The organism is Campylobacter sp. IFREMER_LSEM_CL2256 (genome assembly GCF_025771645.1).
Taxonomy (GTDB): Bacteria; Campylobacterota; Campylobacteria; order Campylobacterales; family Campylobacteraceae; genus Campylobacter_D.
Genome location: NZ_JAKMQQ010000004.1, coordinates 55,578 through 70,227, shown reverse-complemented (window position 1 = coordinate 70,227; position 14,650 = coordinate 55,578). Strand labels below are relative to the sequence as shown.

Below are 14,650 nucleotides of genomic sequence, written 5' to 3'. Positions count from 1 at the left end.
TTTAAAGCAAGGAAAAACAATGCCTATTATTAGTATCAAACTCGCTAAACCAGAATTTAGCAAAGTACAAAAAGAAGAGTTAATAGCAGATATTACAGAGCTTTTGCATACAAAATATAATAAACCAAAGCAAAATATAGTCATAATGCTAGAAGATATTGAGCCATATAATATTGCTTTTGGTGGTGAAAGTGTAGAAAAATTAAGATTGAAAGGTAAAAAATGAAAGAATTGCAAATTGGCGATAAAGCCCCAGTTTTTGAACTTTTAAATCAAGATGGGGTTAAAATTTCTCTAAGTGATTTTTTGGGTAAAAAAATTATTTTGTATTTTTATCCAAAAGATAATACCCCAGGTTGTACTACACAAGCTTGTGAATTTAGTCAAAATTATGAAGATTTTTTAGGGCAAAATGCTGTGATTATAGGTATTAGTCCAGATAGTGTGAAATCACATGAAAATTTCATAAAAAAATATGATTTAAAGCACACTTTGTTAAGTGATAGCGAAAAAGAAATTTGCAAACTTTATGGTGCTTGGGGTTTAAAGAAAAATTATGGAAAAGAGTATGAAGGGCTTATAAGATCTACTTTTGTAATTAATGAGGAAGGAAATATCGCAAAAATTTATAAAAATGTAAAAGCTAAAGATCATGCTTTTAAGGTGTTAAAAGAATTATGTTAGTTCATATTTGTTGTAGCGTGGATAGTCATTATTTTATACAAGAATTAAGCAAAGCCTATCCTGAAGAAAAAATCATCGGGTATTTTTATGACCCAAACATCCATCCATATAGTGAGCATGAACTTAGATTTTTAGATGTTAAACGCAGTTGTGATAAATTAGGTATTAAACTTTATAAGGGTGAATATGAGTATGAAAAATGGCTTGAGAGTGTAAAGGGCTATGAGGATGAGCCTGAAAAAGGTGCAAGATGTCAAATTTGTTTTGATTTTAGAATGCATAAAAGTGTTGAATTTGCTCAAAAAATAGGAGAAAAAAAACTTACAACAACTCTTTTAACATCTCCTAAAAAAGACCTAGAGCAACTAAAATTAGCATTACAAAAAGAATGTGATAAATTTGGCATAGAGTTTTTAGCGCCTGATTTTAGAAAAAATGGAGGCACGCAAAGACAATTTGCCCTAGCAAAGCAAGATATGCTTTATCATCAAAATTATTGCGGATGTATTTATGCGCTTTCTAAGCAAAAAGGTCAAAAAGCCTTTATAGATGAGCTGATGAGTCCTATTAATAAACAAATATTGCCTTCAAGTATAGAAGAAAAAATTAAATTCTACAACCAAGTAAAAAATTTAGAAAAAAAGGGCATTAAATTTGAAATTCAAAGAGAGAAATTTTTAAATTATCGCTTGTTAAGGGCTTTGATAAAACAAAACAAGCAAGCTATAAGAACTCATGTTTTATTTTACTCACATTTTAAAAATTCTTACACTAAATTTAGTGTTTTAGATGAGGGTTTAAAGCATTATAAAAGTGCAAAGGATGAGATTAATTTATGGAGTTTTGATTATTTTAATAGCTTATGTAAAATGCGATTTAAAAATTACGAAGATTTTTTACAAAATCCTTTAAAAATAGAGCAAGAAATCAAAATAAGACAAAAGCATTTTGGTGCTTATGATCTTTCACCGGTGATTATTGTTGAAAATATTATTAAAGGTGCTTATGAATTTATGGCAAAAAGTGAAATTTATTTTGATAGCAAAGAAAAGATTGTGAAGTTATAAAACTTAATTAATTTATTAATATTTTTTTTGTAAAATCTGAATTTTGAATATATTTTAAGGCTAAATTTATGATAGATGTAATGCAAATTCAAAAAATTTTACCACATAGGTATCCATTTTTACTTGTAGATAAAATCGTAGAATTAAAAAACAAAGAAGTTGTTAGAGGTTATAAAAATATTAGTATAAGCGATCATGTTTTTATGGGACATTTTCCAGATCATCCAATTTATCCGGGTGTGTTAATTTTAGAAGGTATGGCACAAACTGGAGGGGTTTTAGCATTTGAAAGTATGGATGATAAAGTAGATCCAAGCACTAAGGTAGTATATTTTACGGGTATTGATAATGCAAAATTTAGAAATCCAGTGCGTCCAGGTGATAGACTTGATTATGAAATGAGTGTAGTAAAAAATCGTGGAAATATGTGGATTTTCCAAGGAAAAGCTTTTGTAGATGGACAATTAGTTGCAGAAGCTGAACTTAAAGCCATGATAGTAGATAAATGATGAGCAAAATTCATCCAAGTGCAGTTATAGAAGATGGAGCTATTATAGCAGATGATGTTGTAGTAGAAGCTTATGCTTATGTTGGTAAAAATGCTAACATAGGCGCAAATACCATCATCAAACAGGGTGCAAGAATTTTACCTAATGTAACTATAGGTGAGAATTCAAAAGTGTTTTCTTATGCTATAGTTGGAGATATCCCGCAAGATATATCTTATAAAGATGAGATAAGCTCAGGTGTTATCATAGGAAAGAATGCGGTTATTAGAGAATTTGTTACTATTAACTCAGGTACAGCTAAAGGCGATGGCTTTACAAGGATAGGTGATAATGCTTTTATCATGGCTTATTCTCATATTGCGCATGATTGTACTTTAGGAGATCATATCATCTTAGCAAATAATGCTACTTTAGCAGGCCATGTAGAACTTGGAGATTATACTGTAGTAGGTGGGCTTACTCCAATACATCAATTTGTAAAAGTAGGAGAAGGGTGTATGATAGCAGGTGCTAGCGCACTTTCTCAAGATGTGGTGCCATTTTGTTTGGCTGAGGGAAATCGCGCAAGCATTAGAAGCTTGAATTTAGTAGGCATTAGAAGACGTTTTGACAAAGAAGAAGTGGATGTTTTAAGCAAGGCTTTTAAATTTTTATTCAGACAAGGAAATTTAAAAGATAATGCTTTGAATTTATTAGAAAGTACTTCTAGTGAAAATGTTAAAAAAATGTGTAATTTTATCTTAGAAACAAAAAGAGGAATTCCTATATATAAGGAAAAAAACCATGGTTAAAAGATGTAGTTTTTGCAATGAAATAGAAACAAGTGAAAGAAGAATTTTAGTAAATGATTATAATAATGCCTTTATATGTGAGTATTGTGCTGAAAGTGCTTGTAATATTTTCTTTGGAGAGGAAAAAGAGCTAAAAAATAAAGAAGTTGATAAAGAAAATTTTAAAGACATAACCCCTAAAGAATTAAAAGCATATTTAGATAAATATGTCATCGGGCAAGATAGGGCTAAAAAAATCTTTAGTGTAGGGGTGTATAATCACTACAAAAGACTTTTTAGATCTGACTTAGAAGATGATGATACAGAATTAGCAAAATCAAATATTTTATTAGTAGGTCCAACAGGAAGTGGAAAAACTTTACTAGCACAGACTTTAGCTAGATTTTTAGATGTGCCTATTGCAATTTGCGATGCGACTTCTTTAACTGAAGCAGGTTATGTAGGAGAAGATGTTGAAAATATCCTTACTCGTCTTTTGCAAGCTGCTGATGGAGATGTGCAAAGAGCTCAAAAAGGGATTATATTTATCGATGAGATAGATAAAATCGCAAGGATGGGTGAAAATCGCTCCATTACAAGAGATGTGAGCGGTGAGGGTGTGCAACAAGCTTTACTTAAAATCATAGAAGGATCTTTAGTAAATATCCCACCAAAAGGTGGTAGAAAACACCCAAATCAAGATTTTATACAAATAGATACGACTAATATTTTATTTGTGTGTGGTGGAGCTTTTGATGGTATTAGTGATATCATTAAAAGAAAACTAGGTGATAATGTCATGGGCTTTTTTACTGATGATAAAAAAGATGAAAAAGAAGCTTTACTTCAAAGATTAGAACCTGATGATTTAGTGCATTTTGGGCTTATCCCTGAACTTATAGGAAGATTGCATGTGCTTGCTTCTTTAGAAGAGCTTGATGAAGAAAGCATGGTGCGTATTTTAACAGAGCCAAAAAATGCCATTATTAAACAATATCAAAAACTTTTTGCTATTGATAATGTGGAATTAAAATTTGAAGATGAAGCACTAAGAGAGATTGCTAAGCTTTCATTGGAGCGTAAAACAGGGGCTAGAGGTTTAAGAAGTATTATTGAAGAGATGATGGTAGATTTGATGTTTGATTTGCCAGAGTATAATGGATATAGTATAGTAATTACCAAAGAGGTAATCAAAGAAGGTGCAAAACCTTTATTTATAAAAAATAAAAAAGTTAAAGGCTGAGAATGATTTTAGATCAAATAATTGGATTTTTTTCAAGTGATATGGGGATTGACTTAGGTACTGCAAATACTTTAGTTTTGGTAAAAGATAAAGGTATAGTAATTGATGAACCTTCAGTTGTTGCAGTAGAGCGTGAAAGATATGGTAGGGTTAAAATTTTAGCTGTTGGAAAAGAAGCTAAGGAAATGGTAGGAAAAACCCCAGGTAATATCGAAGCAATCCGTCCTATGAAAGATGGTGTGATTGCTGATTTTGATATGACTGAAAAAATGATCCGTTATTTTATAGAAAAAACTCATAGAAGAAAATCTTTTTTAAGACCTAGAATTATCATTTCAGTACCTTATGGTTTAACTCAAGTTGAAAGAAAAGCAGTTAGAGAAAGTGCTTTAAGTGCGGGCGCTAGAGAAGTATTTTTGATAGAAGAGCCTATGGCAGCAGCTATTGGTGCAAATTTACCTATTAGAGAGCCTCAAGGGAGCTTGGTGGTAGATATTGGTGGTGGTACAACTGAGATTGGCGTTACTTCTTTAGGTGGACTTGTGATTTCAAAATCTATCCGCACAGCCGGCGATAAACTTGATACTAGTATAGTAAATTATGTAAAAGAAAAATACAATCTTGTCATAGGTGAAAGAACTGGCGAGGAAATTAAAATCGCTATTGGTTCAGCAGTTCAGCTTCCAAAAGAGCTTTCTATGGTGGTTAAAGGGCGTGATCAAGTAACAGGCTTGTTAAATAGAATCGAACTAACAAGTGAAGATGTAAGAGAAGCTATGCGCGAACATTTAAAAGAAATCGCTGATGCTTTAAAAATCGTTCTTGAAATGATGCCGCCTGATCTTGCAGCTGATATTGTTGAAAATGGTGTTGTTTTAACAGGAGGTGGAGCTTTAATACGCGGGCTTGATAAATATTTATCTGAAATTGTAAAACTTCCAGTATATGTAGCTGATGAGCCACTTTTAGCAGTTGCAAAAGGTACAGGTAAAGCTTTAGAAGAAATTTCATTATTACACCAGCTAACGAATGAAGAGTAAAATTCTTAGCGTTTTAATATTATCTTTTTTAGTATTTATTTCGTTTTATTATGGAGATGTAATAAAACGAAATGTTTTAGATTTAAATATTGCTATTGTTAATCAATTTTCTCAAAGTATTGATCTTTTGAAAAACAAATTCAACGAACATTTTAATCAAGCTGAAGAAATTAGAACTTTAAGAGAAAGAAATGCTGAGCTTGAAAAAAATAATATCTACATGAAAAACTTTGCTAATGAGCTAAATAATATTTTAAGCGATAAAAACTCAAGTTTTTATTATCCTAATGTGAGTTTAGTTAAGGCAACTTCTTATGCGCAAATTAGTGATTATCATAAGGTTTGGCTTGATGTTGATTATAAAGGAAAAATCAAAGGTTTAATTTATAATGGCTATACAGCAGGCATAGTCATAGAAAAAAATGGAAGAGCCTTGGGGCTTTTGCAAGGTGATGAAGAATGTATTTTTTCTGTTTATATAGGTAAAGAACAAGCACCAGGTATAGCTCATGGGAGAAATGATTATGTTTTAGTTAAATATATCCCTAAATGGCTTGAGCTTAAAATGGGTGATAAGGTTTATACAAGTGGCTTAGATGAGATTTTCTTTTCAGGAATTCCGGTGGGAGAAATTTTTAAAATAGAAGAAGAGGGTGCTTATCAAAATGCTTATGTTAAACCCTATGCTAAGATGAAAGTACCAAGCTATTTTTATATGGTAGAAAATTTATAGTAAAAAATTATTTATTTTAATTAATATAAATTATTATTTAGAATTAAATATTACAATAGCTTCTAAGTTTAAAACTAGGAGCTTTAATGAAAAAATATATTAGCAGTTGTTTGGCTATTTGTTGTTTAAGTGGTGCTATTTATGCAAACGAAGTAGAATATGATGCGCAAAAAATAGCAGATATTTTTTATCAACTTAATGCAGACCCTAAAAATCCAAAAGCAAAGGTTAATCATGCAAAGGGTTTTTGTGCTATGGGAACTTTTGAGCCAGCTTTGTCTATCAATAAAGAAATTGATGTGCCTTTATTAACACAAAAAAGTTTGCCAATCCAAGTAAGATATTCTTTGGGTGGCGCTTTTAAAGATGATAAAAGCAAAACAAGGGGTATGGCTATTAGAATTACTGATCCTAAAGATTCTGCCTCTTGGACTATGGTTATGCTAAATACAGAAATAAATTTTGCAAAAAATCCTAAAGAGTTTGGTCAGTTTTTTGAAATGAGACTTCCTGTAAATGGTAAAGTTGATCAAGAAAAAATAAGCAAGATGATGCAAGAGGTTGATTCTTATAGAAATTTTGCTGCATATACGGATAAAATTGGTATCAGTAAAAGCGTAGCAAATACTCCATTTTTTAGTATCCATACTTTTTATTTTAAACAAGCAAATGGAGAAAATTATCTACCAGCAAGATGGAAATTAGTTCCAAGCGAAGGTGTGGCGTATTTAAATGAGGCACAAATGAAAAGTGCAAGTAGTGATTTTTTAAAAGAAGATTTTCAAAATCGTATAAAGACTAATAAGCCAGTTGAGTATAAGATGTATTTAGTATATGCAAATAAAAATGATATTACTAATGATACAACGGCCTTGTGGAGTGGTAAACACAAAGAAAGTTTAGTTGGGACTTTTAAAATTAAAGCTTTGAGCAAGGAAGATTGTAATTTTGATGTATATTTTCCTTCAGATGTACCTCAAGGGGTTAATCCACCACAAGATCCTTTATTTGATGTAAGAAATGAAGCTTATGCTATAACTTTTGGTAAGCGTCAATAAAATTTAGCTCTTTAAGAGCTAAATTCTTTATTAATTTCAACTTCTAAAAAACTTATATTTGTTATAATTTGGCTAAAAATTCAGCTTAGGAAAATACATGCCAAAAAGAACAGATATAAAAAATATATTATTAATAGGCAGTGGGCCTATCGTTATAGGTCAAGCTTGCGAGTTTGATTACTCAGGAACTCAAGCAGCAAAAACCTTAAAGGAGCTAGGTTATAGAGTGGTTTTGATCAATTCTAATCCAGCTACTATTATGACAGATCCTGAATTTGCTGATGCAACTTATATAGAACCAATTACTAAAGAAAGTATTCTAAGTATAATCAAAAAAGAAAAAATCGATGCGATTTTACCTACTATGGGTGGCCAAGTTGCATTAAATGTTGCTATGGAAGTTTATGAAAGTGGTGAGCTTGCAGATGTCAAGTTTTTAGGTGCAAATCCTGAAGCGATAAAAAAAGGCGAAGATAGACAAGTTTTTAAAGAATGTATGAAAAAAATTGGCATGGATTTGCCAAAATCTATGTATGCGTATAATTATGAAGAAGCTTTAAAAGCTGTTGATGAGATTGGTTTTCCTTTGATGATTAGAGCTTCTTTTACCTTAGGTGGTGCAGGAAGTGGCGTGGTGTATAATATGGATGAGTTTGCAGAGCTTGCAAATACTGCTTTAGCACTAAGCTCTATCCATGAAATTTTAATCGAAGAAAGCTTGCTTGGTTGGAAAGAATATGAAATGGAAGTCATTAGAGATAAAAATGATAATTGTATTATCGTTTGCTCTATTGAAAATATTGATCCTATGGGGGTTCATACGGGTGATTCTATTACTATAGCTCCTGCTTTAACTTTGACTGATAAAGAATACCAAGCAATGCGTAATGCTTCTTTTGCTATTTTAAGAGAAATCGGAGTAGATACAGGTGGATCAAATGTGCAATTTGCTATCAATCCAACTAATGGTAGAATGATAGTTATTGAAATGAATCCTAGGGTTTCAAGATCTTCAGCCCTAGCTAGCAAAGCAACGGGTTATCCTATAGCTAAGGTAGCTACGCTTTTAGCGGTTGGATTTAGTTTAGATGAGATTAAAAATGATATCACAGGAACTCCTGCTTCATTTGAACCAGTAATTGATTATATCGTAACCAAAATTCCTCGTTTTACTTTTGAAAAATTTCCAAATGCAAACACAGAGCTAGGCACTGCTATGAAAAGCGTGGGTGAGGTTATGGCTATAGGGAGAACTTTTAAAGAAAGCATTCAAAAAGCACTTTGCTCACTTGAGAGAAATTTAAGCGGGTTTGATACTATAGAATGTGATAAAAATGAGCTTTTAGCAAAAATTCGCCAAGCTAATGAAAAACGCTTGCTTTATATAGCACAAGCTTTTAGAGAAGGTTTTAGCACGCAAGAACTTTTTGAGCTTTGCAAAATAGATCCTTGGTTTTTAAATCAAATCAAAGAAATAGTGGAATTTGAAAATCAAATAGATATGGATATTTTAAGTAATAAGCAACTATTAAGAAAAGCTAAAACCTTAGGTTTTTCAGATAAAAAAATTGCTAGCTTAATTAATCAAAAAGATAATCTTGAGTTAAGCCAAAATGATATTTATTATGCAAGAATTAAACACAAAATCATCGCTCAATATAGTGAAGTAGATACTTGTGCAGGCGAATTTGAAGCACTGACCCCGTATTTATACTCAAGTATTAATACAAATGAAGCTACGCAAGTAAAAGAAAGTAAAGATAAAAAAGATAAAAAAGTGATGATTATAGGTGGTGGACCAAACCGCATAGGACAAGGCATTGAGTTTGATTATGCTTGCGTGCACGCTTCTTTTGCTCTAAAAGATATGGGTGTAAAAACTATAATGTATAATTGTAACCCAGAAACGGTTTCAACAGATTATGATATAAGCGATATTTTGTATTTTGAGCCAATTGATTTTGAGCATTTAAGAGCGGTTATTGATAGAGAAAGACCAGATGGAGTGATAGTGCATTTTGGTGGTCAAACTCCGCTTAAATTTGCAAAACGCCTTAGTGCTTTTGGGGCAAAGATTATAGGAACAAGTGCAAGGGTGATAGATTTAGCTGAAGATAGAAAGAAATTTGCTAAATTTATTGAAGATTTAGGCATAAATCAACCTAAAAATGGCACAGCTATAAGCGTTGAAGAAGCGATTATAAAAGCAAATGAGATAGGTTATCCTGTGCTTGTTAGACCAAGCTATGTTTTGGGTGGTCGTGCAATGCGTGTGGTGCATGATGAGAGCGAGCTTAGACTTTATATGCAAGAAGCCGTAGATGTGAGTGATAAATCTCCGGTATTAATCGATCAATTTTTAGACAATGCAACTGAGCTTGATGTAGATGCGATAAGCGATGGAAAAGAAGTTTATGTAGCAGGTATTATGGAGCATATTGAAGAAGCAGGAATTCACTCAGGCGATAGTGCTTGTTCTTTACCTGCTGTAAATATTGATGAAACTATGCTTGAAATGATTGAGCAAAAAACAAAAGATATTGCTTTAAATTTAGGTGTGGTAGGGCTTTTAAATATACAATTTGCTATCCATGATAATAAACTTTATATGATAGAAGTAAATCCAAGAGCTAGTAGAACTGTGCCTTTTGTAAGTAAGGCTACAGGAATTCCTTTAGCTAAGGTTGCAACGCGCGTGATGTGGCAAGGAAATTTAAGAGAAAGTTTGAAATTTTATGATACCTTTAAAGTGGTAGAAGAAAAAAATGGGATTTTAAGAGCTAAAAAACCAAAACACATTAGTGTAAAATCAGTGGTATTTCCTTTTGCTAAACTTAGTGGAAGCGATCTTGAGCTTGGGCCTGAAATGCGCTCAACCGGTGAAGTTATGGGTGTAAGCAAAGACTTTGAAAACTCTTATGCAAAAAGCCAACTTGCTTCTTCAAATTTCTTACCAGAAAGTGGCAATGTATTTTTATCACTAAGAGAACAAGATAAAAAATACGCAGTAGATTTAGCTAATGAATACATTAAGCTAGGATTTAAAATCATTGCAACAAGCGGTACTTATAAAATTTTACAAGAAGCAGGTTTAGAGTGTGAGTTTGTGCATAAAATTTCTGAAGGACGCCCAAATGTAGAGGATAAGTTAAAAAATTCTCAAATTCAACTTGCTATAAATACAAGCGATGAGCATAGTTTTAAAGGTGATACTAAAAAAATTAGAGCAAATATTTTACGCTTTAAAACCCCATATTTTACAAACTTAAGAGCAGCGTATGCAGGTGCTAAAGCGATTAAAGCTATACAAAATAAATCATGTCTTGAAGTAAAGAGCTTACAAGAATACTTAAAAGCATGATTTATCTTGCTCAAACTGATACAACAGCAGGGTTTTTAAGCAAGGACTTAAAAGCCCTTAATACTTTAAAGAAAAGACCTTTAAAGCAAGATTGTTTAATTACTACAGCTAAATTTAGTGAGCTTAAAAAACTTACAAGAGTACCAAGTCATTTTAAAAACACTATTAGAAAATCCAAAAAAACTACTTTTTTATATCCTAATTCTAAAGCAATACGCGTCGTGAAAGATTGTGCTCATGAGAATTTTTTAAAAGAGTTTGATTGGCTTTATTCTACTTCTGCAAATCTTCATGGAAAAAAATTTGATCTAAATTGGGCTATGCAAAATGCAGATAAAATAGTAGATGAAAAGTTTTTTGAAAGCGGAGCCTCAAAGATTTTTAAACTTCGAGGCGTTAAAAAAGTTAAGTTGCGCTAATTATTTTCCAAGCGGCCAAAATACTTTTGGTTCTTCACCGATTTTTGCTTGTCCATGATACATTCCAAGTTTATCTTTAGTCCAAGCATAGCCAACTTTTCCATTTTTATCTATAGAGATGATTCCACCTGTGCCACCAAGTTTAGCTACTTGTTTGATAGTTTCTTCGGCTGCTTTTTGTACTGAAAGTTTTTTGTATTTATACAAAGACGCAACTTCATGAACCACAGCCACTCTTATATAAATATCACCTGTTCCTGTGCAAGAAATCGCAACTGAGTCATTATTTGCATAATTTCCTGCCCCTATGATAGGAGAATCTCCAATGCGTCCTGTCATTTTATTTGTAGTACCACCTGTGCTTGTGCCTGCTGCAAGATTGCCATTTTTATCTAAAGCTATCGCACCTACTGTGCCTAAATATGGCTCTGTGCTTACACCAAGATGAGCCTTTGCTTTATCGCTATCTAGTAATACTTCTTTGCTTTTTTTAGCTTCTTGAAGTTGTTTGTATCTGTGCTCTGTGAAAAAATATTTTTGACCTACTATTTCTAAACCATGTTTTTTGGCTAATTTATCAGCACCCTCGCCCGCTATTAAAGTATGAGGTGTTTTTTCCATAACAAGTCTTGCTGCCTCTATAGGATTTTTAATCGTCCTAGCCATAGCAATTGCACCTGCTCTTAAATTTTTTCCATCCATTATAGATGCATCAAGTTCATTAAATCCATCAGAAGTAAAAACAGCACCTTTTCCAGCATTAAATTCAGGACTATCTTCCATTACTTTAATGGCAGCTATAACTGCATCAACAGAGCTTCCACCTTTTTCAAGTATGCTTTGGCCCGCTTTTAAAGATTCTTTCATTACTTTTTCTCTTTTAGCAAATTCTTCTTTAGTAAGTCCTAAGCCACTTGTACCACCGTGTATCACGATGATAGGTTCAAAATCTTTTGCAAAAGTATTATTACTTGTTAAAAATGCTAAACTAGCTAATATTAATAAAGCCTTTTTACTATTTGTTAAAAAACTCATTTTTATCTCCTTGTTACAAGCTTTTGATTTTATAATAATAAAAATTAAATATAAATTAATATTATAAAAATATTTATAATAATGATATTTTTTATTATTATATGTTTAGTTTTTGATTAAAGTTTTATTTTTGTAATTTTAGCTATAATTTGCGCTTTTGAAAAAAGGTAGATTATGATAGAAAGAACAAAAATAAGCTCTAATTTTGGTTGGTTTATGGTGATTTTAGGTGGTTTGGTTGAGTGTTTTTGGGTGAGTGGTTTAAAATACTCTACTGAAATTTGGCATTATGCTTTAACAGCCATTGGGGTTTGCATATCTTTTACATGTTTTTTAAAAGCTTGTGAAAGACTTGAAGTAAGCATTGCTTATAGTGTTTTTGTAGGTATTGGCACGGTTGGGGTGGTGCTTAATGAGATGTTTATTTTCAATGAGCCAAGTTCTATTACCAAACTTACTTTAATAGCTATTTTACTTTTAAGTATCATAGGCCTTAAAATCATTAGCAAGGAAGCTAAATAATGGAATGGTTCTTTTTGTTTTTAGCGACTGCTTTTGAAATTTTTGGTGTGATTATCATGAAACAACTTGTAAGCACTAAAAATAAGCTTTATCTTTTAGCTTTGATAGTGTGTTTTGGTTTTTCGTTTGGGTTTTTAAGCCTTAGTATGCAAAGCATTGCTATGAGTGTGGCTTATTCTATATGGACAGGAGCTGGAACTGCAGGTGGGGTTATCATCGGAGTGCTTTTTTACAAAGAAAGTAAAAGCTTTTTAAAGCTTTTTTTGATTGCTCTTATCATTGCTTGTACTGTGGGTTTAAAAATACTTTCATAGGTTTAAAATGAAAATATACATTAGTGGTATAGACACAGATGTTGGCAAAACTTATCTAAGTGCTAGAATTTGCAAGGAATTAGGATTTGATTATTTTAAGCTTATCCAAGCAGGCACGCCAAAAGATGGTGAGGTAGTAGCTGGGTTTAGCCCAAAAACTAAGATTTTTAAAGAAGGTGTGTTTTTACAAACCCCTGCTTCCCCGCACAAAGGCAGGATTTTAGAAAATTTAAGCTATAAAGCTTTTGATATACAAATTCCACAAAGCGATAAACTTATCATCGAACTAGCTGGTGGACTTTTTTCGCCCCTTGATGATGAAAAAACAATGATTGATTATATGAGTGTGTTTAAGTACCCTACGATTTTAGTGGCAAAAGACTATCTAGGAAGTATCAATCACACGCTTTTAAGTATAGAAGCACTAAAACAAAGAGATATTAAAATCCTTGCTTTAATCTTAAAAACCCAAGATAATTTTAGCAAGGATTTTATAAGCAATTACACTAAAATTCCTATCATAGAATTTGATGATAAAGTGTGTGAAAAACTTTCAAAAATCCTTGAAAATCTCTCTTAAAGACTCCACTACATAAGCAATCTCATCTTCATTTATAACATATGGTGGCATGAAATAAATTGTATTTCCAAGTGGTCTTAAAAGCAAGCCTTTTTCTAAGGCTCTTTGAAAGACTTCAAGTCCTGCTCTTTGGTATTTGCTTTTTTGTATATCAAATGCACTTACCATACCTAAATTTCTAAAATTTCCTAAAAAGTCAAATTCTTTTAAACTCTCCCATTGAGTTTTTATAAAAGCACTTTTGATTTTATTTTTTGCGATGATATTTTCTTTTTCAAAAATATCCAAAGTCGCATTAGCCGCTGCACAAGCTAGAGCATTACCCGTGTAAGAGTGAGAGTGTAAAAAGGCCTTTTGGCTCTCATAGCTATCATAAAATTTCTCATAAATTTCATCTTTAGTAAGCACCACTGAAAGGGGTAAATACCCACCCGTGATAGCTTTTGAAAGACATATATAATCAATGCTTTGCGAACAATAATCAAGCGCAAACATCTCCCCTGTGCGTCCAAAACCTGTGGCTATTTCATCAAATATCACTTGCACGCCATAATTTTTAGCAAGTTTAATCGCCTCATCTAAATACCCAAGCTCATACATGTGCATATTGCCCGCACATTGAAGTAAAGGCTCAAGTATAAAAGCACAAATTTCATGATGATGATTTTTTAAAATACTTTCTAAAATTTCAAGTTCTTTTGTATAGTCTTTGCTAGTTGGCACAGGTGTTGTGATACTTTTTAAAAGTAAAGGCTCATAGGTTTTTTTATAAAGTGCTACATCGCCAACGCTTAATGCACCTAGGGTTTCTCCGTGGTAAGAATTGCTAAGTGATAGGAATTTATCCTTTTTAGAGCCATTGTTTAAGTGGTATTGAAAGCTCATTTTTAAAGCCACTTCTATGGCTGAACTACCATTATCTGCAAAAAAGCATTTATTAAAAGGTAAAAGCTTGCAAAGTCTTTGCGAAAGCTTTATGATAGGCTCATGTGAAAAACCAGCAAGCAAGATATGCTCTAAATTTTGAAGTTGATCTTTGAATTTTTCATTGATGTATTCATTACAATGACCAAAGATATTTACCCACCAAGAGCTAATGCAGTCTATGTAGGATTTTTCATCAAAATCATACAAATACACTCCCTTAGCCTTTTTTATAGGTATTAAAGGTAAAAACTCATGATCGCTCATTTGCGTGCAAGGGTGCCAAATGTGTTTTAAGTCTAGTTCTTTTAAATTCATTTTTACTTCTTTGATTTTTATTACTAATGATACTACAATTTTTACTCAAATTTATGCTTTAAAATGAAAAAGG

General features: G+C 32.1%; 16 protein-coding genes. 14 read left to right on the top strand and 2 right to left on the bottom strand.

Annotation, left to right across the window (positions count from 1 at the left end):
- Positions 1–19 precede the first annotated feature (19 nt).
- The 11 genes from L8U00_RS02945 to L8U00_RS02895 all read left to right on the top strand — a co-directional run bounded on the left by L8U00_RS02945 (position 20) and on the right by L8U00_RS02895 (position 10,884).
- A complete protein-coding gene (locus tag L8U00_RS02945) occupies positions 20–226 on the top strand; it encodes a tautomerase family protein (protein WP_263706753.1) in 207 nt (68 codons plus the stop codon).
- Positions 223–684: a thioredoxin-dependent thiol peroxidase gene (gene bcp, locus L8U00_RS02940; protein WP_263682466.1), complete on the top strand. Its 462-nt coding sequence runs from the start codon at positions 223–225 to the stop codon at positions 682–684. Before L8U00_RS02945 ends, bcp begins: the two co-directional genes overlap by 4 nt.
- Positions 678–1,751 (top strand): epoxyqueuosine reductase QueH, encoded by a 1,074-nt coding sequence (locus L8U00_RS02935; protein ID WP_263682465.1) that lies wholly within the window; start codon positions 678–680, stop codon positions 1,749–1,751. Before bcp ends, L8U00_RS02935 begins: the two co-directional genes overlap by 7 nt.
- A 68-nt stretch (positions 1,752–1,819) precedes the next feature.
- The gene (gene fabZ / locus L8U00_RS02930; RefSeq protein WP_039619275.1) at positions 1,820–2,260 is read left to right on the top strand and encodes a 3-hydroxyacyl-ACP dehydratase FabZ; all 441 of its coding nucleotides are present in this window, start codon (positions 1,820–1,822) and stop codon (positions 2,258–2,260) included.
- Positions 2,260–3,051: an acyl-ACP--UDP-N-acetylglucosamine O-acyltransferase gene (lpxA, locus tag L8U00_RS02925; protein WP_257942047.1), complete on the top strand. Its 792-nt coding sequence runs from the start codon at positions 2,260–2,262 to the stop codon at positions 3,049–3,051. Before fabZ ends, lpxA begins: the two co-directional genes overlap by 1 nt.
- Positions 3,044–4,273 carry an ATP-dependent Clp protease ATP-binding subunit ClpX gene (clpX, locus tag L8U00_RS02920; protein WP_039619273.1) on the top strand — a complete coding sequence of 410 codons (1,230 nt, stop codon included), beginning with the start codon at positions 3,044–3,046 and terminating at the stop codon, positions 4,271–4,273. The genes lpxA and clpX overlap by 8 nt, the downstream gene beginning before the upstream one ends.
- 2 nt (positions 4,274–4,275) lie before the next feature.
- The gene (locus L8U00_RS02915) at positions 4,276–5,313 is read left to right on the top strand and encodes a rod shape-determining protein (protein WP_012662095.1); all 1,038 of its coding nucleotides are present in this window, start codon (positions 4,276–4,278) and stop codon (positions 5,311–5,313) included.
- Positions 5,303–6,046, top strand: a complete 744-nt coding sequence (gene mreC, locus L8U00_RS02910) for a rod shape-determining protein MreC (protein WP_214116643.1) — start codon at positions 5,303–5,305, stop codon at positions 6,044–6,046. Before L8U00_RS02915 ends, mreC begins: the two co-directional genes overlap by 11 nt.
- 86 nt (positions 6,047–6,132) lie before the next feature.
- On the top strand, positions 6,133–7,104 hold the full coding sequence (locus L8U00_RS02905) for a catalase (protein WP_263708458.1): 972 nt from the start codon (positions 6,133–6,135) through the stop codon (positions 7,102–7,104).
- A 97-nt stretch (positions 7,105–7,201) separates the two neighbouring features.
- Entirely contained in the window at positions 7,202–10,465 is a 3,264-nt protein-coding gene (carB, locus tag L8U00_RS02900) for a carbamoyl-phosphate synthase large subunit (RefSeq protein ID WP_263708457.1), read from the top strand.
- On the top strand, positions 10,462–10,884 hold the full coding sequence (locus tag L8U00_RS02895; protein ID WP_263708456.1) for a Sua5 YciO YrdC YwlC family protein: 423 nt from the start codon (positions 10,462–10,464) through the stop codon (positions 10,882–10,884). The genes carB and L8U00_RS02895 overlap by 4 nt, the downstream gene beginning before the upstream one ends.
- Here L8U00_RS02895 and L8U00_RS02890 read toward each other — a convergent pair whose 3' ends face one another.
- Complete coding sequence (locus L8U00_RS02890; protein ID WP_263708455.1) at positions 10,885–11,919, bottom strand: isoaspartyl peptidase/L-asparaginase family protein; 1,035 nt, start codon at positions 11,917–11,919, stop codon at positions 10,885–10,887.
- 174 nt (positions 11,920–12,093) lie between these two features.
- Here L8U00_RS02890 and L8U00_RS02885 point away from each other — a divergent pair, with 174 nt between their 5' ends.
- Genes L8U00_RS02885 through bioD form a run of 3 tightly spaced genes read left to right on the top strand, consistent with a single transcriptional unit; the run spans position 12,094 to position 13,335 of the window.
- Positions 12,094–12,441, top strand: coding sequence for a DMT family transporter (locus L8U00_RS02885; RefSeq protein WP_087699708.1), 348 nt, complete (start codon positions 12,094–12,096; stop codon positions 12,439–12,441).
- A complete protein-coding gene (locus tag L8U00_RS02880; protein ID WP_039619256.1) occupies positions 12,441–12,755 on the top strand; it encodes a DMT family transporter in 315 nt (104 codons plus the stop codon). Before L8U00_RS02885 ends, L8U00_RS02880 begins: the two co-directional genes overlap by 1 nt.
- 7 nt (positions 12,756–12,762) lie before the next feature.
- Positions 12,763–13,335 carry a dethiobiotin synthase gene (bioD, locus tag L8U00_RS02875; RefSeq protein WP_263708454.1) on the top strand — a complete coding sequence of 191 codons (573 nt, stop codon included), beginning with the start codon at positions 12,763–12,765 and terminating at the stop codon, positions 13,333–13,335.
- Here the strand turns inward: bioD and L8U00_RS02870 are convergent.
- Positions 13,309–14,577: an adenosylmethionine--8-amino-7-oxononanoate transaminase gene (locus L8U00_RS02870; protein ID WP_263682459.1), complete on the bottom strand. Its 1,269-nt coding sequence runs from the start codon at positions 14,575–14,577 to the stop codon at positions 13,309–13,311. The two genes, bioD and L8U00_RS02870, sit on opposite strands and share 27 nt — an antisense overlap.
- Positions 14,578–14,650 lie beyond the last annotated feature (73 nt).